This window comes from Streptomyces sp. NPDC051976, from assembly GCF_040680795.1.
Lineage (GTDB): Bacteria > Actinomycetota > Actinomycetes > Streptomycetales > Streptomycetaceae > Actinacidiphila.
This window is the reverse complement of the sequence record NZ_JBFAXL010000060.1, coordinates 25,145-45,503: the sequence shown is the minus strand read 5'-3', so window position 1 is coordinate 45,503 and position 20,359 is coordinate 25,145. Positions and strand designations below refer to the sequence as shown.

Here is a 20,359-nt window from a genome sequence, read left to right as displayed (position 1 = left end):
CGCCGTGCTCCCCGCAGCCGTCCATCCGCCCGTTCCCTCGGGGCCGAGGGGCATCCTAGGGCAGGGCTGGGCATGTACCGCAGGAAAATGCCAGAACTCCCCCCAACGGACGGCACGGTGCGTAACTTCTTCGTCACCGACCGAACGGTGGGCGGCCCGCACGGGTCCGCTCCGAGGGGAGAGGTGTGTCCGGGATCGACGAGTGCCTGCTGGAGGCGATGACGCTACCCGGCGCGCGTGGCGCCGCCCTGGTGGAGTGGATCAGCGGGCTCACGCTGGGCGTCATCGGCGAGGCGCCCGGCGGCGACCACGAGGAGGTGGCGGCGCAGACCGCGGAGTACGCCCGATCCACCGCGGAACACGCGGTGTTCACCGCGGGGAACACCGACGGCGGACCACCGATCGAGGACGTCGTGGTGGTCACCGCCTCCGACTACCACCTGCTCAGGTTCCTCGAAGCCCCGTACGAGGGCGGTGTGTTCCTCCACCTGTGGCTCGACCGGGCCCAGGCCAATCTCGCGCTCGCCCTGTTACGGCTGCGCGACCTCGCCGAGCGGCTGGTGCTGGTGTGAGTCCCGTCCCCGCCCACGCGCCCACCCTCTCGCCGATGCTGGTGCGGCTCGCGGAACAGAAGGCGACCGGCGCGCTGCTCCGCGACACCGGCACCCTCTACCTGGCGAACGGCGCCGTCGTCCACGCCGAGAGCCCGGCCACCCCCGGCATGGAGAGCCTGCTCACCGGCGGCGGCAGACTGCCCGTGCGGATCTGGCAGGAGGCCGTGGAGGCCGCGGGCGCCGACTGCCGGATCGCCCGCTGGCTGGTGGACCACCACCGGCTGGGCGCGGGCGAGTTGGAGATCAGCCAGCTCGGCGCGGTCTACGACGCCGCCTTCTTCGTCCTCGCCCCCAGCGGCGGCCCGAGCCGCTTCCGGCACGGCGTACGGCACTGGTTCGGCAGCCTGCGCAGCGTCCCCGTGCCCGCCCTGGAGCGGGAGACCCGCCGCCGCAGGGCGCTGCTGGAGGCGCTGTGGCCGTGCCCGCGGCTGGACACCGCGCCGGTCGTCGTACGCCGCGGTGCGGTCGCCCGGCTGCCGCCGGCACCACGCCGCCAGGCCGCCGTACTGGACCTGGCGGACGGCGTACGCACCGCGTCGGTGATCAGCGGGCTGCTGGGCCGCCCGGCCTTCCACACCCTGGTCGACCTCCGGCGGCTGGCCGCCCGCGGATACGTCGAGACGCCCGTGGAGGCCGCCGCGGGGCCGGGCCCGGCGGTCCCGTGGTTCCGGGACATCGCCCGGGACGCGGACGACGCGCTGCTGCACAGGCTGCGTGACGCGCTGGAGCACCTGTGAGGCGGCGGTCGGTGAGACAGCGCGCCGAGAGGAGGAAGTTGATGGTGCACGAAGCCGAAGTACGCGGGGAGCTGGGGCGGTTGCGCGCGCGACTGCCCGAGGTGACCGGTGTACTGGCCGCGAGCGTGGACGGCCTGGTACTGGCCGAGGACGCCCCCGCGGTGGAGTCGGACGGCTTCGCGGCACTCACCGCCGCGGCCCTCGGAGTGGGCCTGCGGCTGACCGACGCCGCCGGGCAGCGGAACTTCCGCGAGCTGTTGATCCGCAGCGAGCACGGCTACATCGCCCTCTACACGGCCGGTGCCGTGGGCGTACTGGCGGTGCTCGCCCGGCCCAGGGTCAACGTGGGCCGGCTCCACATGGAGGCACGCCGCTGCGGCACACAGCTCGCGCACCTGCTCGACGGCGACCTTGACCGACCGGAGGACGCCTGACCGTCATGACCACTCGCCAGCCGAGGACGCGCAGCGCCCAGGCCAGAACAACCCCATCAGCAGAAACCACGAAAGGAAACCACACGATCATGGCCAACACGGAGACCGCGCTCAAGGATGCGATGACCTCGATCGAGGGCGTCATCGGCGTCGCCCTTGTCGACTACACCAGCGGCATGGCCTTGGGCACGCTCGGCGGCGGGAAGGAGCTCGATCTCAACGTGGCCGCGGCGGGCAATACCGACGTGGTCCGCGCCAAGGCCCGCACCATGGAGATGCTGGGCCTCAAGGAGGAGATCGAGGACATCCTCATCACCCTCGGCTCGCAGTACCACCTCATCCGGCTGCTGCGCGGCCGCGGCAAGTCGGGGCTGTTCCTCTACCTGGCCCTCGACAAGGGCCGCGCCAACCTGGCGATGGCCCGCCACCAGCTGAAGTCCATCGAGAACGACCTGGACGTCTGACGGGAACCGGCGCGCGACGCCGTCCGACCTGACCTCGTCCGCTAGGCGGGCGAGGTCAAGTCGATCAGGCGGCAGACGGTCTGGATGTCGATCTTCACCTGGGCGATCGACGCGCGCCCCGACAGCCAGGTGACCAGCGCGGAGTGCCAGGTGTGCTCGATCACCCGGACGGCCGAGAGCTGGTCGGGATTCGGCGGCGCGTCCAGCCCCATCGCGTCCAGGATGATCGCGGTGGTCAGCCGCGACACGGTGTCGACCTCGGCGCTCACCGAGCGGTCGGCGAAGGTCAGCGCCCGCACCATCGCGTCGGCGAGGTGCGGTTCGCGCTGCATGGCGCGGAACGCCCGCATCAACGTTTCAGCGACCCGCTCGGACGGCTCCGCCGCCACCGGCGGGCGCTTGCGCAGCGTCTCGTGGAGCTGCCCGAGCTGGTCCTGCATCGTGGCGACCAGCAGATGGATCTTGGACGGGAAATAGCGGTAGAGGGTGCCGAGCGCGACCTCCGAGGTCTCGGCGACCTCCCGCATCTGGACGGCGTCGAACCCGCCCCGGCAGGCGAGCTGCGCGGTGGTGTGCAGGATCCGGCGGCGCCGCGCCTCCTGGCGCTCGGTCAACGGCGGTGAGTGCGGGCTGGACGGCCTGGGGTCTGTGCTCATATGTCCCATCCCGTGACGTTCCATCCGTCTTCCACGGCCGCTGAGGCGCTGCGAGTGCATGATGGCAGGGCGGATGCCGTGGTGCGAATCACCTGGCACGCCTCCGCCGGACCGCCCGGCTGCCGGTAGATTCGCCTTCTGTACCATCGAGTCTGAAACTTGTTCTAGATTAGCGCGACCGGTTACGCTCCGGCTCTATCGCAGTGAGAAGGGGGCCGGGAGTGACCTCAGAGGCCAGGCCGCTACGGATTGCCCTGCTCAGTTACAAGGGGAACCCCTTCTGCGGAGGCCAGGGCGTGTACGTCCGGCACCTGTCCAGGGAGCTGGCCGCGCTCGGCCACCAGGTCGAGGTGATCGGCGCCCAGCCGTACCCCGTACTCGACGCGGTGGGCGAGGGTGTCACCCTCACCGAGCTGCCCAGCCTCGACCTCTACCGGCAGCCGGACCCGTTCCGTACGCCGAAGCGCGGCGAGTACCGCGACTGGATCGACGCCCTCGAGGTCGCCACCATGTGGACCGGCGGCTTCCCCGAACCGCTCACCTTCAGCCTGCGCGCCCGCCGCCATCTGATCGCCCGCCGCGCCGAGTTCGACGTCGTGCACGACAACCAGACGCTCGGCTACGGGCTGCTCGGCCTGCCGTTGCCGCTGGTCACCACGATCCACCACCCGATCACCGTGGACCGCCGGCTGGAGCTGGACGCCGCGCAGGACTGGAAGCGGCGGCTGTCGGTACGCCGCTGGTACGGCTTCACGCAGATGCAGAAGCGGGTCGCCCGCAGGCTGCCGTCCGTGCTCACCGTCTCCGGGTCGTCCCGAGACGAGATCACCGAGGACCTCGGGGTGCGGCCCGAGCGCATCCACACCGTGCCGATCGGCGCCGACACCCGGCTGTTCTCGCCGGACCCCGCGGTGGCCGAGGTGCCGGGCCGGATCGTCACCACCTCCAGCGCCGACGTGCCGCTCAAGGGCCTGGTCTTCCTGGTGGAAGCGCTGGCCAAGGTACGGGCCGCCCGCCCCGACGCCCACCTCGTGGTCGTCGGCACCCGCCCCGCGAAGGGGCCGGTGGCCGACGCGCTCAGCCGGTTCGGCCTCGAAGGCGCCGTCGACTTCGTCAAGGGCATCAGCGACGCCGAACTCGTCGACCTGATCCGCAGCGCCGAGGTGGCCTGCGTCCCGTCGCTCTACGAGGGCTTCTCGCTCCCGGCCGCCGAGGCGATGGCCACCGGCACCGCGCTGGTCGCCACCACCGGCGGCGCCATCCCCGAAGTCGCCGGCCCCGACGGCGAGACGTGCCTCGCCGTGCCCCCGGGCGACGCCGGCGCCCTCGCCGCCGCCCTCGAACTCGCCCTCTCCGACGGGCGGCTGCGCCGCAGGCTCGGCCGGGCAGGACGAGAACGTGTTCTCGCCCACTTCACCTGGTCCCGTGCCGCCACCACCACCGCCGAGCTTTATCGCGCAGCGATCGCGGAAGACGTGCGCCCCGTAGGGGCGCGGGGAACTGCGCCTCGCGCGGCGCTCGCGGAAGACGTGCGCCCCGTAGGGGCGCGGGGAACTGCGCGACCAGCCGTCGACGGGTTGCACGTCACCACCGGCCCCAATGGGGCAGACGCGTTGTCTTCGGACCACCGGCCGGTGGGGGCTGAGCGCGCAGTTCCCCGCGCCCCTGCGGGGCACTCCGGAGCTGAGGCAGAGACCGCAGAAGCACCCGGCGCAGCCGGAAACGCACCCGGCGCAGCCGGAACCGTGGGGAGCAACCACTGATGCTGACCGTCGACTTCACCCGCTTCCCGCTCGCCGCAGGCGACCGCGTGCTGGACCTGGGCTGCGGCGCCGGCCGCCACGCGTTCGAGTGCTACCGGCGCGGAGCGCACGTCGTGGCGCTGGACCGCAACGGCGAGGAGATCCGCGAGGTCGCCCGCTGGTTCGCGGCGATGAAGCAGGAGGGCGAGGCACCGGCCGGTGCCTCGGCCGTCGCCATGGAGGGCAACGCCCTCCAACTCCCGTTCCCCGACGAGAGCTTCGACGTCGTCATCATCTCCGAGGTGATGGAGCACATCCCCGACGACAAGGGCGTGCTCGCCGAGATGGTCCGGGTGCTGCGCCCCGGCGGCCGGATCGCGATCACCGTGCCGCGCTACGGCCCGGAGAAGATCTGCTGGGCGCTCTCCGACGCGTACCACGAGGTCGAGGGCGGCCACATCAGGATCTACAAGGCCGACGAACTCCTCGGCAAGATGCGGGAGTCGGGCCTGGAGCCGTACGGCACCCACCACGCGCACGGGCTGCACGCGCCGTACTGGTGGATCAAGTGCGCGGTCGGCGTGGACAACGACAAGGCCCTGCCGGTGAAGCTGTACCACAAGCTCCTGGTGTGGGACATCATGAAGAAACCGCTGGCCACCCGGGTCGCCGAGCAGGCGCTCAACCCGGTGATCGGCAAGAGCTTCGTGGCCTACGCGACCAAGCCGCACCTGCCCGTGGACGCCGCCAAGTGACCCCTGCCAGCCGTGGTCCCGGCCGTACCGAGCGGCTGGCGCTGCCCGGTGTGCTCACCGCCGGGCAGGCCGCCGCGACCGTCGACGGGATCCTCGCCGGGCAGCGCGAGGACGGCGCCATCCCGTGGTTCCGCGGTCACCACCTCGACCCCTGGGACCATGTCGAGGCCGCGATGGCGCTGGACGCGGCGGGCGAGCACGCGCACGCCGAGGCCGCGTACACCTGGCTGGCCCGGCACCAGAACAGCGACGGGTCCTGGTACGCCGCCTACCAGGACGGCGACGCGGACCGCCCCACCGACCGGGGCCGGGAGTCCAACTTCTGCGCCTATGTGGCCGTCGGCGTCTGGCACCACTACCTGGCCACCGGCGACGACGCGTTCATCGAGCGGCTGTGGCCCACCGTCTTCGCCGCGGTGGAGTTCGTGCTGACACTCCAGCAGCCCGGCGGGCAGATCGGCTGGAAGCGCGAGGCGGACGAGGACGGCGGAGCCGTCGTCACCGACGCGCTGCTCACCGGCAGCGCCTCGATCCACCAGGCGCTGCGTTGCGCGCTGGCCATCGCCGAGCACCGCGAAGAGCCGCAGCCCGACTGGGAGTTGGCCACCGGCGCGCTCGGCCACGCGATCCGCCGCCACCCGGAGCGGTTCCTGGACAAGAGCCGCTACTCGATGGACTGGTACTACCCGGTGCTCTCCGGCGCGCTGCGCGGACCGCGGGCCCTGGCCCGCATCGAGGAGGGCTGGTCGCGCTTCGTCGTCCCCGGCCTCGGGGTGCGCTGCGTGGTGCCCAACCCATGGGTGACCGGCGGCGAGAGCGCCGAACTCGCCCTGGCCCTCTGGGCGGTGGGGGAGTCCGACCGGGCGATACGGATCCTGGCGGACATGCAGCATCTGCGCGCGGACGACGGTCTGTACTGGACCGGCTATGTCTTCGACGACGACGCCTACTGGCCGGTGGAGCGCACCGCGTGGACCGCGGGCGCACTGCTCCTCGCGGTGGCCGCGCTCGGGGGGGACGAGGCGACCACCGCGGTCTTCGGGGCCGACCGGCTTCCGCTCGGCCTCGCTCCGGACTGTTGCGCCGACCTGTCGCACGACAGGCCGTAGGGGTTATGCCCTGTTGACCCGGCCCGCGATGGCGTGTGCCAGCAGCAGGTAGATCACAGCGGGCAGACCGTAGTTGAGCACGGTGCGCCACTTGGCGTTGTCCGGGGTGAACAGGTCCTTCGACCAGCCCGCGAGCCAGTCAGCCGAGTGGTGCACCCAGTTGACGAGGTCGTTCGCCCGGTTCGCGTCGAAGACGAAGAACATGATCCACAGAATCAGGATCAGTGCAGCGATGTCTGCGGCGATGAGGATGATCACCGCGGCGGGGTTACCGCCATACCGTCTGGCCATGGTCTCCGCATTGCCCCGATAGTGTGAGCGAAACCCCCCTGGTTCAGGGGTGGTACGGAAGTGACGAACGGGGAGAGTTGGCGTGTCCACGGCATGGCTGGCACACGAGCGGTACTGCGAGGCGATCGGTACGGAGACGGACGCGCTGCGCGCCGCGGTGCGCGGTGCCGATCTCGGGCGGCAGGTGCCGACCTGCCCCGACTGGACGCTCGGCGACCTCGCCGTGCACGTCGGCCAGGCGCACCGCTGGGCCGAGACGATCGTGCGGACCCGGGCGACCGAGGACGTCCCCGAGGACGCCGAGCACATCCCCGGCTACGCCCCCGCGCCCGGCGCCGATGCCCTCGACACCTGGCTCGCCGAGGGCGCCGCACTGCTGGCCGCCACCCTGCGCGAAGCCGGCCCCGACCTGCCGGTGTGGACCTGGGCGCGGCCGCAGCGCGCCGGGTTCTGGGCCCGGCGGATGACGATCGAGACGCTGGTGCACCGCGCCGACGCGGCGTTCGCCGCCGGGCGGGACTTCACCGCGGCCCCCGACCTCGCGGCCGACGGGATCGACGAGTGGCTGGAGATCGTCACCGATCCGGCCGCCGTCGCGGAGGACCCGGACCTGGCGCGGTTGCGCGGCACCGGCCAGATCCTCCATCTGCACGCCACCGACAGCCCGGAGCTGTCCGGCCCGCCCGCGGAGTGGGTGATCGTACGGGATCCGGACGGGCCGCACTGGCGGCGCGAGCACGCCAAGGGCGATGTGGCGCTGCGCGCCCCGCTCACCGATCTGCTGCTGGCGTTCCAGCGGCGGCTGCCGCTGGACAGCGAGCGGCTCGAACTCTTCGGCGACCGGGCGCTGTTCGACCACTGGCTTACCCACACCGCCTTCTGATACCACTGTCCCTTCCGGACTGACGGCCCCGCCGGAGCAGCACGCGGGGCCGTGTCCGACATTTCCCATCAGATACAAACACCTCCTACGTGTGCAGGTGCCGTTACCTTCGCGTGATGTTTTTTCTCTGTCTCTAGCCGTTGACAGTTAGGAAACTTTCATTACATTCCCGTGAGAGATCCGACGTTTCAGCCCCTCCAGCACCACTGACTCTGCATCAGGCAAGGAGGAACATGATCCACGTCCATCCCCACGGTGGCCCTGGAACAGAAAACCGCATCCTGCGACGTGCTCTGGTCGTCCTTCTCTCCGCCGTCCTGTCCTGCCTCGCCTTCGCCGCGCCCGGCCGGGCGGCCGTCGCGCAGCGGAACGCGGCGCCCGGGACCCCGCCCGCGGCGGCCACCGACTGGTCGGTGGCGGTAGTCAACTCGACCATGGCCCGCTACACGCCGACCAGCATCGGCGGCTGGTCGTATCCGGTGGGGCTGTACCTGTACGGCCAGTACCAGGTCTATCTGCGCACCCACAACGCCACGTACCTGTCGTACATCAAGAGTTACGTCGACCGGTTCGTCGACAGCAGGGGCAACATCAGCCAGAGCTTCAACAGCCTGGACAGCATGCAGGCCGGACGGCTGCTGGTGATCCTGCACCACGAGACCGGGCAGGCGAAGTACGCCACCGCCGCGAAGAAGATCCGCACCCGGCTCAACACCTACCCGCGCACCTCCGACGGCGGCTTCTGGCACGCCGACAGCAGCAGCCGCGCCCACCAGCTGTGGGCGGACGGCGTCTACATGGTCAACCCGTTCCTCGTCGAGTACGGCAGGGAGTTCAACGACTCCACGTACACCAACGCCGAGGCGGTCAAGCAACTTGTCGTCTACGGCAGCCACTTGCAGCAGCCCAGCGGTCTGCTCAAGCACGCCTACGACGAGTCGAAGTCGGTGAGCTGGGCCGACCCGAAGACCGGTCTCGCCCCCGAGTCCTGGTGCCGTGCGGTCGGCTGGTACGCGATGGCCTCGGTCAACGTCCTGGACGCGACCCCGGCGGGCCAGCCGCAGCGCGACACCCTGCTCGGCGCCTTCCAGCGGCTCGCGGCGGGTCTCGAGCACTACCAGGACCCGGCCACCGGGCGCTGGTTCCAGGTGATCGACAAGGGCAGCAGGTCCGACAACTGGACCGAGACGTCCTGCTCCAGCATGTTCACCTACGCGCTGTCCCGCGGTGTCCAGCAGGGCTACCTCGACGCGCACTACGCGGGCGTCGCCGCCAAGGGCTACCAGGGCGTGCTCGCCCGGCTGTCGACCGGCAGTGACGGCCGCACCAACCTGACGAACATCTCCATCGGCACCAACGTCGGCGACTACGCCTACTACGTCGGGCGCACCAAGGCCACCAACGACTTCCACGGCCTCGGCGCCTTCCTCATCATGAACGAGCAGCTCACCGCGGCGGCGGGCACCCCGTCCGCACCCGCCCGCACCGCCGCGGTCCGCACCCCGGCGGCGCCCGCCGCCGTCTTCGACGTCAGGTCGTACGGCGCGAAGGGCGACGGCTCCACCAACGACAGCCCCGCCATCACCAAGGCGGTCAACGCGGCCAGTGCGGCCGGCGGCGGGACCGTGGAGTTCCCCGCGGGCAGCTACAAGTCCAAGAACACCGTCCACCTCAAGAGCAATGTGACCCTGCAACTCGACACGGGCGCGACCGTGCTGGGGTCCAGCGCCAAGACGTACGACGCGGCCGAGTCCAACCCCAACGACGCCTACCAGGACTACGGCCACAGCCACTTCCACGACGCCATGTTCTGGGGCGACCACCTCACCAACATCGGATTCACCGGCTCCGGCACCATCGACGGCGCCGGCAACCTCATCACCGGCAACCCGGGCGCCGGGCAGGCCGACAAGATCATCTCGCTGACGCACTGCCAGAACCTCACCCTCAGCGGGATCACCCTGCGGCGCGGCGGCCACTTCGCGGCGCTCATCAACGGCTGCGACCACGTGGTCTCCGACCACCTCACCATCGACACCGCCGGCGACCGTGACGGCTGGAACGTCATCAGCACCACCAACGCCACGATCACCAACGCGCACATCGCGGCCAACGACGACGCGCTGGTCTTCAAGAGCGACTACGCGCTCGGCGCCAAACTGCCCAACGGGCATGTCACGGTGACGGGTTCGACGCTGTCGGCGAAGTGCTGCAACGCGCTGATGTTCGGTTCGGAGACCTGCGGCGACTTCACCGACTACCAGTTCCAGGGGATCATCATCACCGGCGCCTCCAAGTCCGGTCTGGGCATGGTGTCGATGGACGGCGCGAACATCACCGACGTCCACTACAAGGACATCACCATGACCGGCGTCCACTCGCCGATCATGCTGAAGATCGGTACCAGAAAACGCTGCGGCAACAGTCCCGGCGTCGGCCACATCAGCGGCATCACCTACGACCACATCACCGCGACCGGCGTCAGCCCGAACTTCAGCCCGACGCTGTGGGGCGAGTCCGGCGGCAACCGCATCAGCGACGTCACCTTCACCGGTGTCGACATCACCGTCCCCGGCGGCAGCGCGGCGATCTCCACCGCCGTGCCGAGCAACAACGCCACCGACTACAACCCCAACAGCATCGGCACCCGGCCCGCGTTCGGCTGGTACCTGCACAACGCGAACAACATCCACTTCATCGACTCCTCGGTACGGTTCGCCGCCAACGACAAGCGCCCGGCCGTCATCGCCAACAGCGGCAGCTCGGTGACCTTCGACCACTTCACCGCCCAGCGCGGCAGCGGCAGCGCCTACGACGTCGGATTCCAGACGGTCAGCGGCTACTGCGTCAGCGCCAGCGCCAACACCACCGGCGGCGCCCTGCGCGTCAACACCAGCGGCTCCAGCCAGAGCTGCGCCACCGCCGCCCCCCTCGACTCCCTGGACGGACCGGCATGAGGCACACCCGCCCACTGCGCTGGCTCGCGCTGGTCTCGCTGCTGCTGGGCACCGCCCTGCTGCTGCCGGGCACCGCGCGCGCCGACCTCACCAACCCGCGCCAGGACTTCCTGCGCGCCTCCACCGGCGGTCTGTTCCTGCACTGGGGCGAGCGCACCGCGCCCGCGCACACCAGTTGCAGCCAGTGGGAGAGCGATGTCACCAGCGGCGGCTGGACGCCCGACTACTGGGTGCAGGAGGCCCAGAAGCTGCACGTCCAGTACCTGGTGCTGGCCACCTTCCACAGCCGTCTCGGCTACGCCAGGCCCTGGCCGTCGGCGATCCCCGGCAGCTGCCACACCAAGCGCGACTTCCTGGGCGAGCTGATCAACGCCGCCAGTGCCAAGGGCCTGAAGGTCATCCTCTACATGACCGACGACCCCCAGTGGCACGACGACGGCGGCCATGAGTGGCTGGACTCGGCGGGCTTCTCGACCTACGCCGGGCACACGGTGGACCTGACCACCCGTGACGGCTTCGGGGAGTTCAGCTACGACAACTTCTTCGAGGTTATGAAGCGCTACCCGACCCTGGGCGGCTTCTGGATCGACAACGACAACCAGTACTGGCTCGACCACAACCTCTACCAGCAGATCTACCAGCAGCGCCCCAACTACACGCTCAGCAACAACAACGAAGACACGCCGATCATGGACATGATCAGCAACGAGCAGAAGACCGGCATGACGCCGTCGTACGACTACCCGCAGGCCCTCTACACCGCCCAACCCCGGCTCACCGAGGCGGACTTCAAGCTGCCCTCCACCGGGGCCTGGTGGTACGACGGCACCAACCCGAGCGTCGACAAACTGCTCACCCTGGGGCGGCTGATCACCAACGCCGGGTCCTCGGTGAAGGCGCTGATGGCCGAGACCGCGCAGGTCAACGGCACATTCCCGTCCAACCAGGAGGCGTTCAACAACTTCGCCAACGGCTACCTCAACCAGATCTGGCCGTCGATCAACGGCACCGAGGGCGGCGGCTACATGTACGGCGGCCTCAAGCCCGGGGCCTGGAACGACGGCGCCTACGGCGTCACCACGATCAGCAAGACCGACCCCGACCTCAACTACCTCCATGTCATCACCCCGCCGAGCACCGGCACGCTCAAGGTCCGCGACAACGGCTACCGGGTGTCGGCGGTCACCAACCTGCGCACCGGGGCGCCCATCGCCTTCAGCCAGTCCGGCGGCACGCTGACCCTGACCGGGCTCAGCGGCTGGGACCCGTACGACACCGTCTTCAAGGTCGTCACCGCCGGCCGCACCGGGATCTACCCGCCGTCCTCGTACACCGTGACGGCCAGTGCCGCGGCGAGCGGGCACCCCGCGACCGCGGCCGCCGACGGCAGCTATCTGACGTACTGGGACAACAACAAGAAGCTGCCGGTCACCCTCACCTACGATCTCGGCTCGGCGAAGACCGTGCGCTACCTCGGTCTCAACCAGCGGGAGGACTCGGTCAGTTACGCGCGCTCCGCGACCGAGACCTCGGCCAGGATCAACGCGTACAAGGTGCTGGAGAGCAACGACGGCTCCACCTGGACCTCGGTGAAGACCGGCACCCTGCCGAACCGGCGCGGGGTGGCCTTCGTCGACCTGCCGTCGGCGTCCACCCGCTATGTCCGGCTGGAGGTGGACTCCACCTACGCGGCCTCCACCGACACCGCCCACTACAAGCTGCTGCGGATGGACGAGAGCTGGCTCGGCTCGGCCTATCCCACCGCCTCCACCGGCAATCCCGCGGTGCGCTACGAGGCGGAGGCGGGCACGTACTCGGCAGGCAGCACGGTGGACACCAACCACCTGAACTACTCCGGCTCCGGATTTGTGAACACCGGCAACGCGGTGGGCGCGTACGAGGAGTGGACGGTGAACGCCGCCTCGGAGGGGAACGCGGCACTCACCCTGCGCTACGCCAACGGCACGACCACCGACCGCCCCGCCGATGTGCTCGTCAACGGCGCCACCGTCTCGGCGGGGCGCTCCTTCCCCGGCACCGGGAGCTGGGACACCTGGGCGGACTCCACCCTCACGGTGCCGCTGAAGGCCGGCGCCAACACCGTCCGGGTCGCCTCCACCACCGCGAACGGCGACGCCAACCTCGACTACCTGGAGGTGGCCCAGTGACCGGCCGTCCACGGCGCCTGAGGGCGCTGGTCTCCGCCGCGACCGGCCTGGCACTGGCCACCGCGGGACTCGCCGCCCTGTCCACGGCCGGGGCGCCCGCCTCGTACGCCTCGGACAACGGCCAGTCGCTGCGGCCCGCCATGGGCTGGAGCACCTGGAGCTTCGTACGCCGCACGCCGACCGAGGCCGCGGTCAAGGCCCAGGCCGACGCCATGGCCAGCAGCGGGCTGAGCGCCCATGGATTCGTCTACATCAACCTGGACGACTTCTGGCAGAAGTGCGACTCCAATGGATTCGTCGTCGACTCCTACGGCCGCTGGGCCGTGGACACGGCCAAGTTCCCCGACGGCATCAAGGCGCTGGCGGACTACGTCCACTCCAAGGGGCTGAAGTTCGGCTTCTACGTCACGCCGGGCATCGCCAAGAACGCCGTCACCAAGAACACACCGATAGAAGGGACGTCGTATCACGCCAAGGACATAGCGGACACCACCAAGACCGAGAAGAACTACAACTGCAAGAACATGTACTACCTCGACTACAGCAAGCCGGGAGCCCAGGACTTCGTGAACTCCTGGGCGAGGCAGTTCGCTTCGTGGGGGGTGGACTACCTCAAGATCGACGGCGTCGGCGCCGCGGACATCCCGGACGTCCAGGCGTGGGACACCGCGCTGCGGGCCACCGGACGGCCGATCAACTTCGCGCTGTCCAACAACCTGCCGGTCGCCGACGCCACCACCTGGAAGAAGCTGGCCAACAGCTGGCGGACCCAGGGCGATGTCGAGTGCTACTGCGGTCCGGGACCGAACGGCAGCGGCTATCCGCTGACCGACTGGTCGCATGTCTCCAGCCGGTTCACCACCGCGGCCACCTGGCAGCAGTACGCGGGCCCCGGCGGCTGGAACGACCTGGACTCGCTGGAGATCGGCAACGGGGACAAGGCGGGGCTCACCGCCGACCAGCGGCGCTCCGCCTTCACCCTGTGGTCGATGGCGTCCTCGCCGCTGCTGCTCGGCACCGACCTGACGGCGCTGGACGCCACCGACAAGGCGATGCTCACCAACGACCGGCTGATCGCGGTCGACCAGGACGGGGTGGCCGCCGCCCGGATCGTCAGCAGCGGAGTCAACCAGGTCTGGCGCAAGCGCGAGGCCAACGGCGACTACGTGGTGGCGCTGTTCAACACCGGCACCTCGGGCAGTTCCACGGTGAGCGTGAACTGGTCGCAGGTCGGCTTCTCCGGCAGCGCCCGGGTCACCGACCTGTGGTCGGGCGCCGACCTGGGCAATGTCAGCGGCTCGTACAGCGCGACCCTGCGCCCCGGCGAGACCCGGCTGATCCGGGCCAGACCGGCGAGTTCCCCGGCAGTGCGGTACGAGGCGGAGAACGGCACCTGGTCCACGGGAGGCACGGTGGACTCCAACCACCTGAACTTCTCCGGCACCGGGTTCGTCAACACCGCCAACGCGGTGGGCGCCTACGCGCAGTTCACGGTGGACGCGGCCGCGGCCGGGAACGCCACGCTGACGCTGCGCTACGCCAACGGCACCACCACCGACCGGCCCGCCGACCTCACCGTGAACGGCACGGTGGTCTCCGCGGGGCGCTCCTTCCCCGGCACCGGCTCCTGGGACACCTGGGCGGACGCCACGCTCACGGTGCCGCTGAACGCCGGCGCCAACACCTTCCGGGTCACCGCGACCACCGCCAACGGCGCGGCGAACCTGGACTACCTCGACCTGACCCAGCCCTGAGAGGGACTGCCCGATGACACCGACGCGCACCCGTAACCCCGAACACCGCACGCGAAGAGTCCGCGGCCTGCCCGGGGCGGCCCGCCGCGCCCGTACGCTCGTCGCGGGCGCGGTCGCCGCCGCGACCCTGGCGCTCGGCGTCACCGCGGTCGCGGCGCCCTCCGCCTCCGCCGCGGCCACCCGCTACGAGGCGGAGAACGCCGCCATCTCGCAGGGCGTGCTGGAGACCACGCACACCGGCTACTCCGGCACCGGCTACGTCAACGGCGACAACGTCTCCGGCTCCTCGGTGGAGTTCACGGTCAACGCCGCCTCCGCCGGGACCGCGACGGTCGCGATCAGGTACGCCAACGGCACCGCCGTCGACCGTCCCGCGGACGTCTCGGTCAACGGCGCGGTGGTCTCCGCCGCCCGTTCGTTCCCCGCCACCACCGACTGGAACACCTGGGCCACCTCGACGCTGACCGCCACGGTCGCCGCGGGCACCAACAAGATCCGGCTCACCTCGACCACCGCCAACGGCCTGCCCAACCTCGACTACCTCGACGTGACCGTCAGCGCGTCCGCGCCGAGCACCGACTACCAGGCCGAGGACGCCACGCTCTCGCAGGCCGCCGTCGCCACCAACCACACCGGTTTCACCGGCACCGGCTTCGTCGACTACACCAACATCACCGGTTCCTACGTGCAGTTCAGCGTGAGCGCGGCCACCGCGGGCAGCGCCAGCCTGGCCCTGCGCTACTCCAACGGCACCACGGTCGACCGGCCGATGACGATCACCGTCAACGGCGCCGTGGTCGCCACCGGCGTCTCCTTCCCGGCCACCACCGACTGGAACACCTGGGCCACCAAGACGCTCAACGCCCCGCTGAACGCGGGCAGCAACACCGTGCGGGCCACCGCCACCACGGCCAACGGCGGCCCCAACCTCGACAAGCTGACCGTCGGCGCGTCGGCCGACACCCAGCCGCCCACCACCCCCGGCGCCACCAGCTGCACGGCGATCACCGAGGACAGCATCACCCTCAACTGGGGCCCGGCCACTGACAACATCGGGGTCGCCGCCTACGACCTCTACGAGCACGGCAACAAGCTCGGCGAGACCGACGGGACGGCCACCAGCAAGACGATCACCGGGCTGACCGCCAACACCGCCTACAGCCTGTCGGTGATCGCCCGCGACGCCTCGGGCAACACCTCCACGGCCACCACCCCGATCGTCTGCACCACCCTGCCCAGCTCCGACACCACCGCGCCGAGCGCGCCGACCACCCTGGCGTACTCCGGCCTGACGGGCACCAGCGTCAAGCTGACCTGGGGCGCGTCCACCGACAACAAGGGCGTCACCGCGTACGACATCCGCAGCGCGGACACCGTCTACACCACGGTGACCGGCACCCCGCCCGCCACCTCCACCACGCTCACCGGACTCGCCTGCAACACCCCGTACACCCTCAACGCGGTGGCCAGGGACCAGGCGGGCAACACCTCGGCGCAGAGCAACACCGTCAGCTTCACCACGCCGTCCTGCTCCACCGACGGCGGCGCCCCGTCCTCCGTCACCACCCTGTCCACCGGCTGGACGATCCCGTGGGGCATCGGCTGGCTGCCCGACGGGCAGACCGCGCTGGTCACCGAGCGCGGTGACTACACCGACACCGGCAAGGAGGACGGCAAGGTCTGGAAGGTCACCCTCAGCGGGGCCAGGACCAGCGTCGGCAGCGTGCCGAACGTGGTGGGCACCAACGGCGAGGGCGGACTGCTCGGCGTCGCCATCGACCCGAACTGGACCACCAACCACTACGTCTACTTCATGCACACCGCCTCCGAGGGCAACCGGGTGGTCCGGATGACCTACAACGGCACCACGCTCAGCGGCTACACGATCCTGCTCCAGGGGATCAAGAAGAACCAGTACCACAACGGCGGACGGCTGGCCTTCGGCCCCGACGGCTACCTCTACGCCGCCACCGGCGAGGCGGAGACCCCCAACCTCGCCCAGGACAAGAACTCGCTCAACGGCAAGATCCTGCGGATGACCACCACCGGCCAGCCCGCACCCGGCAACCCGTTCGGCAACTACGTCTACAGCTACGGCCACCGCAACCCGCAGGGCCTGGTCTTCGACCGCAGCGGACGGCTGTGGGAGGCCGAGTTCGGCAACAGCTCCTACGACGAGCTGAACCTCATCAAGCCGGGCAACAACTACGGCTGGCCGACCTGCGAGGGCACTTGCTCCACCTCCGGCATGACCAACCCCAAGGCCACCTGGCCGGTCTCCCAGGCGTCGCCCAGCGGCATCACCATCGTCCGCAACGTCATCTACATGGCGGCGCTGCGCGGTGAGCGGCTGTGGCGTATCCCGATCAACGGCGACACCGAGAACGTCGGCGCCGCCAGCTCGTACTACGTCGGCACCTACGGCCGGCTGCGCACCGTCTCCAAGGTGCCGGGCGCGGACCAGCTCTGGCTGACCACCACCAACGCCGACAACAACGGGAAGGCGGCGGACGGCAGCGACAAGATCCTGCGGGTGTCGATCAGTTAGCCGACCTCCCCGCGCGGCTGAGGAGTTCGGATCAGGAGTTCAGCTCCGCCAGCAGCCGTAGCGTGTCCAGGTCGGGCCCGGTCACCAGCAGGTCGGTGACCGGGCCCGACCGCCATGCCGCCAGCCGGTCGGCGATCCGCTCGCGCGGGCCGACCAGCGAGATCTCGTCGGCGAAGGCGTCGGGCACGGCGAGCACCGCCTCCTCGCGGCGGCCCTCGGCGAAGAGGCCCTGGATCCGCTCGGCCTGCTCCTCGTACCCCATCCTGGCCATCAGTTCGGCGTGGAAGTTGCGGCCGCGGGCGCCCATCCCGCCGATGTAGAAGCCGAGCATCGCCTTCACCGCGAGCAGCCCCTCGGCCGGGTCGTCGCACAGGTGGGCGCGGACCAGCGGCGCCACCATGAACTCCTTGGGCGCCTCGGTGAGCGACGCCTCGTAGACGTCACCGCGGTACGGGGACCAGTACAGCGGCAGCCAGCCGTCGGCGATCCTGGCGGTCTGGGCGATGTTCTTCGGTCCCTCGGCGCCCAGCAGGACCGGCAGGTCCGACCGGAGCGGGTGGGTGATGGACTTCAGCGGGCGGCCCAGCCCGGTGCCGTCGTCCCCGGTGTACGGGTGGCTGTGGAAGCGCCCGTCCAGCCGGACCGGTGCCTCGCGGCGCAGCACCTGGCGGATCACCTCGACGTACTCACGGGTCGCGGTGAGCGGGCTGGCCGGGAACGGGCGGCCGTACCAGCCCTCGACGACCTGCGGTCCCGACAGCCCGAGGCCGAGCATCATCCGGCCGCCGGACAGATGGTCGAGGGTGAGCGCCTGCATCGCGGTGGCGGTGGGGGAGCGGGCCGCCATCTGCGCGATACCGGTGCCCAGCCGGATCCGCGTGGTCTGCGCGGCGATCCAGGTCAGCGGGGTGAAGGCGTCGGAGCCCCACGCCTCCGCGGTCCACACCGAGTCGTACCCGAGGCGCTCCGCCTCCTGGGCGAGCCCGACATGGCCCGGGTCGGGGCCGCGGCCCCAGTAGCCGAGAGCGAGTCCGAGCCGCATGAACGCCTCCTGGAATCGGCGGATCCAACGAATCTGACGGTGCGTCAGAGAGAAGTCGAGGGTAACGCGGGCGGGCGGGGCCCGAGAAGAGCGAAGCGGCCGGTGCCCCCTGTCGGAGACACCGGCCGCTGCCGTGGTGCTGCATGGCCCCAGCGGGCCGGGGTCAGCCGCGCTGGATGCCGCTGCTGTCCTGCAGGACGCCGCGACGGCCGTCCTGTGTCTGGGCGATGAGCTGGGCGCCGCGCTGCTCCACCGCGAGGTACCAGGTACCCGGGGTGAGTTCGGCGATCTGCGCGCCCGGGTTGTTCTCGTCGAACAGCGGACGCGGCACCGGCACCGCGAACCAGAACGCGGTGAAGTCCCCGGCAGGCGCGGGCGCCGCGGCGGCCGGCTGCGGCGCCTGGGCACCGTACGGCTGCTGCTGGCCCTGGGCCGGCTGGCCGCCCTGGCCGAACGGGTCCACCGACTGCGGGCCACCGGGGTAGCCGTAACCGGCCTGCGGCGGACCGGCCGCGTAGGGCTGCGCACCCGCGGGACCGCCGACGCCGTACGGCGCCTGCGCGGGCCTGGGAGCGCCCATCAGCGGGGCCTTGAGCGCGGGCAGCCGGTCCGCGAGGACCGCGGCGGCAGCCATACCCAGACCGAAGATCAGCGTCAGCCAAGCCCCCGCGCCCTTGCTGATGCCGTCGTTCGCTCCGTTGCCGGCCGCGGACGGGACGATGGTGGAGAACGTCGACCACAGAGCCGACCAGCCGACGAACACCGCCAGCGCGGTGCCCCACTGCGGCAGGGTGAGACCGATCAGCTGCCGGCCCGCGGGCTGGCTGCGCGCGAACACGAACAGCGCCGCGGACGCCAGCGCGGCCAGGGTCACGGTGGGAAGCAGGGGGAACAGGGCCGGGCTCCACGAGCTGGCCGACTTGTCGCCATCGCCGGTCTTGAAGGAGAAGTACGGCAGGAACGAGGAGATCAGCAGCAGCACCGCTGCTCCGATCACCGCGCCGTCTCCTCGGGTCAGGGAGCGGATGTTCACGTCAGGTCCTGTCCTTTGTCAGATTCGGTGGTTCGGTGGTTCGGTGTTTCAGTGGTGAAACGCGGGGCGGCGCGCATTTGCGGTGCCCCATCGTACGGGTGTGATCTTGGGCTCGGGACCGGGTATGGCCAATGGTGCACGATCCATACCGGACTGCTACAGCCCTGTCACCTCTTCCCTTCGAGGAAGGCGGTGAGTCCGTCGGCGATGCCCTGAGCAGCGTGCTGCCGCCAGGCGGGATCCGTCAACGACTTCGCGTCACGCGCGTTGCGCATGTTGCCGCATTCGATGAACACCTTCGGCACGAGGGAGAGGTTGAGCCCGCCGAGATCGTCGCGGACCATCAACCCCGTACCGCCGCCGAGATAGTTCGCGAAGGGCTCGCCGGTCGCCGAATGGAAGTGCGTACGCAGTGTGGTGGCCAGCAGATATGAAGGCGCCGCGATCTTGCGGGTGTCCGCGATGCCCGCGTGCAGCGACTTCGGCGCGATCACATGGAAGCCGTAACCGGTCGAGGGCCCGCCGTCGGCGTGGATCGACAACGCGGCGTCCGCGTGCGCGTTGTTCCCGATCCGGGCGCGCTCGTCGACGCACGGGCCGTACGGCCGGTTGCCGTCCTGGGTGAACACCACCTTCGCGCCGAGCGCGGTCAGCAGCGTCCGCACCCGGCGGGAGACGTCCAGGGTGTACGACGCCTCCGGGTAACCGGCGTTGGTGGCCGTCCCCGTGGTGTCGCACTCCTTGTAGTTCGTCCCGATGTTCACCAGCCGGTTGATCTCGGTGGTGTGCTGCGCGTTGGTCAGGTTGTGGCCCGGGTCGATGACGACGACCTTGCCCGCCAGCGGCTTCGGCGGGTGCGTGAAGGTCGGCGCCGGGCGGGTCGGCGGCGGCGCCTTGGCGGTCGACCGCGCGGTGGGTGAACCGGTGCTCGTGGTGTCGGCGCCGGTGCTGTCCGCGCCGTCCGCGGAGGTGCCGGAGCCGGGCGTCCAGGGGTCGGCCGACGCGCCCTTGTCGGCCCGCACGCTGGAGTCGGCGGCGGGGCCGGAACCGTTCGTCGCCCGGTATGCCAGCCCGCCCGCGAGGCAGAGCGGAGCCGCGACGGCGAGTGCGATGACCAGGGGCCGCCGTCGTCCGCCCCCGCGAGACTCGTTCCTGAACACGCCCGCGACTCT

General features: G+C 70.5%; 17 protein-coding genes. 12 read left to right on the top strand and 5 right to left on the bottom strand.

Features of this window, described 5'->3' with window-relative positions:
- The first annotated feature begins 185 nt into the window (after positions 1-185).
- From AB0M29_RS37285 to AB0M29_RS37270, 4 genes are all read left to right on the top strand, one after another.
- Positions 186-572 (top strand): hypothetical protein, encoded by a 387-nt coding sequence (locus tag AB0M29_RS37285; RefSeq protein WP_365391157.1) that lies wholly within the window; start codon positions 186-188, stop codon positions 570-572.
- Between the two features lie 35 nt (positions 573-607).
- Positions 608-1,351, top strand: coding sequence for a transcriptional regulator (locus AB0M29_RS37280; RefSeq protein ID WP_365391168.1), 744 nt, complete (start codon positions 608-610; stop codon positions 1,349-1,351).
- A gap of 41 nt (positions 1,352-1,392) precedes the next feature.
- On the top strand, positions 1,393-1,785 hold the full coding sequence (locus tag AB0M29_RS37275) for a roadblock/LC7 domain-containing protein (RefSeq protein WP_365391155.1): 393 nt from the start codon (positions 1,393-1,395) through the stop codon (positions 1,783-1,785).
- Between the two features lie 89 nt (positions 1,786-1,874).
- Positions 1,875-2,249, top strand: coding sequence for a hypothetical protein (locus AB0M29_RS37270; RefSeq protein WP_365391153.1), 375 nt, complete (start codon positions 1,875-1,877; stop codon positions 2,247-2,249).
- A 41-nt stretch (positions 2,250-2,290) separates the two neighbouring features.
- Here the strand turns inward: AB0M29_RS37270 and AB0M29_RS37265 are convergent, their stop codons facing one another.
- Positions 2,291-2,905 (bottom strand): TetR family transcriptional regulator, encoded by a 615-nt coding sequence (locus tag AB0M29_RS37265; protein WP_365391151.1) that lies wholly within the window; start codon positions 2,903-2,905, stop codon positions 2,291-2,293.
- Positions 2,906-3,126: 221 nt separating this feature from the next.
- Between AB0M29_RS37265 and AB0M29_RS37260 the strand changes: the two genes are divergently transcribed.
- Genes AB0M29_RS37260 through AB0M29_RS37250 form a run of 3 tightly spaced genes read left to right on the top strand, consistent with a single transcriptional unit; the run spans position 3,127 to position 6,511 of the window.
- Complete coding sequence (locus AB0M29_RS37260; RefSeq protein ID WP_365391150.1) at positions 3,127-4,668, top strand: glycosyltransferase family 4 protein; 1,542 nt, start codon at positions 3,127-3,129, stop codon at positions 4,666-4,668.
- Entirely contained in the window at positions 4,668-5,402 is a 735-nt protein-coding gene (locus AB0M29_RS37255) for a class I SAM-dependent methyltransferase (RefSeq protein WP_365391148.1), read from the top strand. Before AB0M29_RS37260 ends, AB0M29_RS37255 begins: the two co-directional genes overlap by 1 nt.
- Positions 5,399-6,511 (top strand): prenyltransferase, encoded by a 1,113-nt coding sequence (locus AB0M29_RS37250; RefSeq protein ID WP_365391146.1) that lies wholly within the window; start codon positions 5,399-5,401, stop codon positions 6,509-6,511. Before AB0M29_RS37255 ends, AB0M29_RS37250 begins: the two co-directional genes overlap by 4 nt.
- Before the next feature lie 3 nt (positions 6,512-6,514).
- Here the strand turns inward: AB0M29_RS37250 and AB0M29_RS37245 are convergent, their stop codons facing one another.
- Positions 6,515-6,802 carry a hypothetical protein gene (locus AB0M29_RS37245; RefSeq protein ID WP_365391144.1) on the bottom strand — a complete coding sequence of 96 codons (288 nt, stop codon included), beginning with the start codon at positions 6,800-6,802 and terminating at the stop codon, positions 6,515-6,517.
- An 82-nt stretch (positions 6,803-6,884) separates the two neighbouring features.
- On the opposite strand from AB0M29_RS37245, the gene AB0M29_RS37240 reads away from it, so the two are divergent.
- From AB0M29_RS37240 to AB0M29_RS37220, 5 genes are all read left to right on the top strand, one after another.
- A complete protein-coding gene (locus AB0M29_RS37240; RefSeq protein WP_365391142.1) occupies positions 6,885-7,685 on the top strand; it encodes a maleylpyruvate isomerase family mycothiol-dependent enzyme in 801 nt (266 codons plus the stop codon).
- Between the two features lie 233 nt (positions 7,686-7,918).
- Entirely contained in the window at positions 7,919-10,642 is a 2,724-nt protein-coding gene (locus tag AB0M29_RS37235) for a glycoside hydrolase family 88 protein (RefSeq protein ID WP_365391140.1), read from the top strand.
- On the top strand, positions 10,639-12,810 hold the full coding sequence (locus tag AB0M29_RS37230; RefSeq protein ID WP_365391139.1) for a discoidin domain-containing protein: 2,172 nt from the start codon (positions 10,639-10,641) through the stop codon (positions 12,808-12,810). Before AB0M29_RS37235 ends, AB0M29_RS37230 begins: the two co-directional genes overlap by 4 nt.
- Positions 12,807-14,564: an alpha-galactosidase gene (locus AB0M29_RS37225; protein ID WP_365391137.1), complete on the top strand. Its 1,758-nt coding sequence runs from the start codon at positions 12,807-12,809 to the stop codon at positions 14,562-14,564. Before AB0M29_RS37230 ends, AB0M29_RS37225 begins: the two co-directional genes overlap by 4 nt.
- 13 nt (positions 14,565-14,577) lie before the next feature.
- The gene (locus AB0M29_RS37220; RefSeq protein WP_365391135.1) at positions 14,578-17,112 is read left to right on the top strand and encodes a PQQ-dependent sugar dehydrogenase; all 2,535 of its coding nucleotides are present in this window, start codon (positions 14,578-14,580) and stop codon (positions 17,110-17,112) included.
- 31 nt (positions 17,113-17,143) lie between these two features.
- Here the strand turns inward: AB0M29_RS37220 and AB0M29_RS37215 are convergent, their stop codons facing one another.
- The 3 genes from AB0M29_RS37215 to AB0M29_RS37205 all read right to left on the bottom strand — a co-directional run bounded on the left by AB0M29_RS37215 (position 17,144) and on the right by AB0M29_RS37205 (position 20,347).
- Positions 17,144-18,154, bottom strand: a complete 1,011-nt coding sequence (locus AB0M29_RS37215) for an LLM class F420-dependent oxidoreductase (RefSeq protein ID WP_365391133.1) — start codon at positions 18,152-18,154, stop codon at positions 17,144-17,146.
- A gap of 163 nt (positions 18,155-18,317) precedes the next feature.
- On the bottom strand, positions 18,318-19,187 hold the full coding sequence (locus AB0M29_RS37210) for a hypothetical protein (protein ID WP_365391131.1): 870 nt from the start codon (positions 19,185-19,187) through the stop codon (positions 18,318-18,320).
- 167 nt (positions 19,188-19,354) lie between these two features.
- The gene (locus AB0M29_RS37205; RefSeq protein WP_365391129.1) at positions 19,355-20,347 is read right to left on the bottom strand and encodes an N-acetylmuramoyl-L-alanine amidase; all 993 of its coding nucleotides are present in this window, start codon (positions 20,345-20,347) and stop codon (positions 19,355-19,357) included.
- Positions 20,348-20,359: the final 12 nt, after the last annotated feature.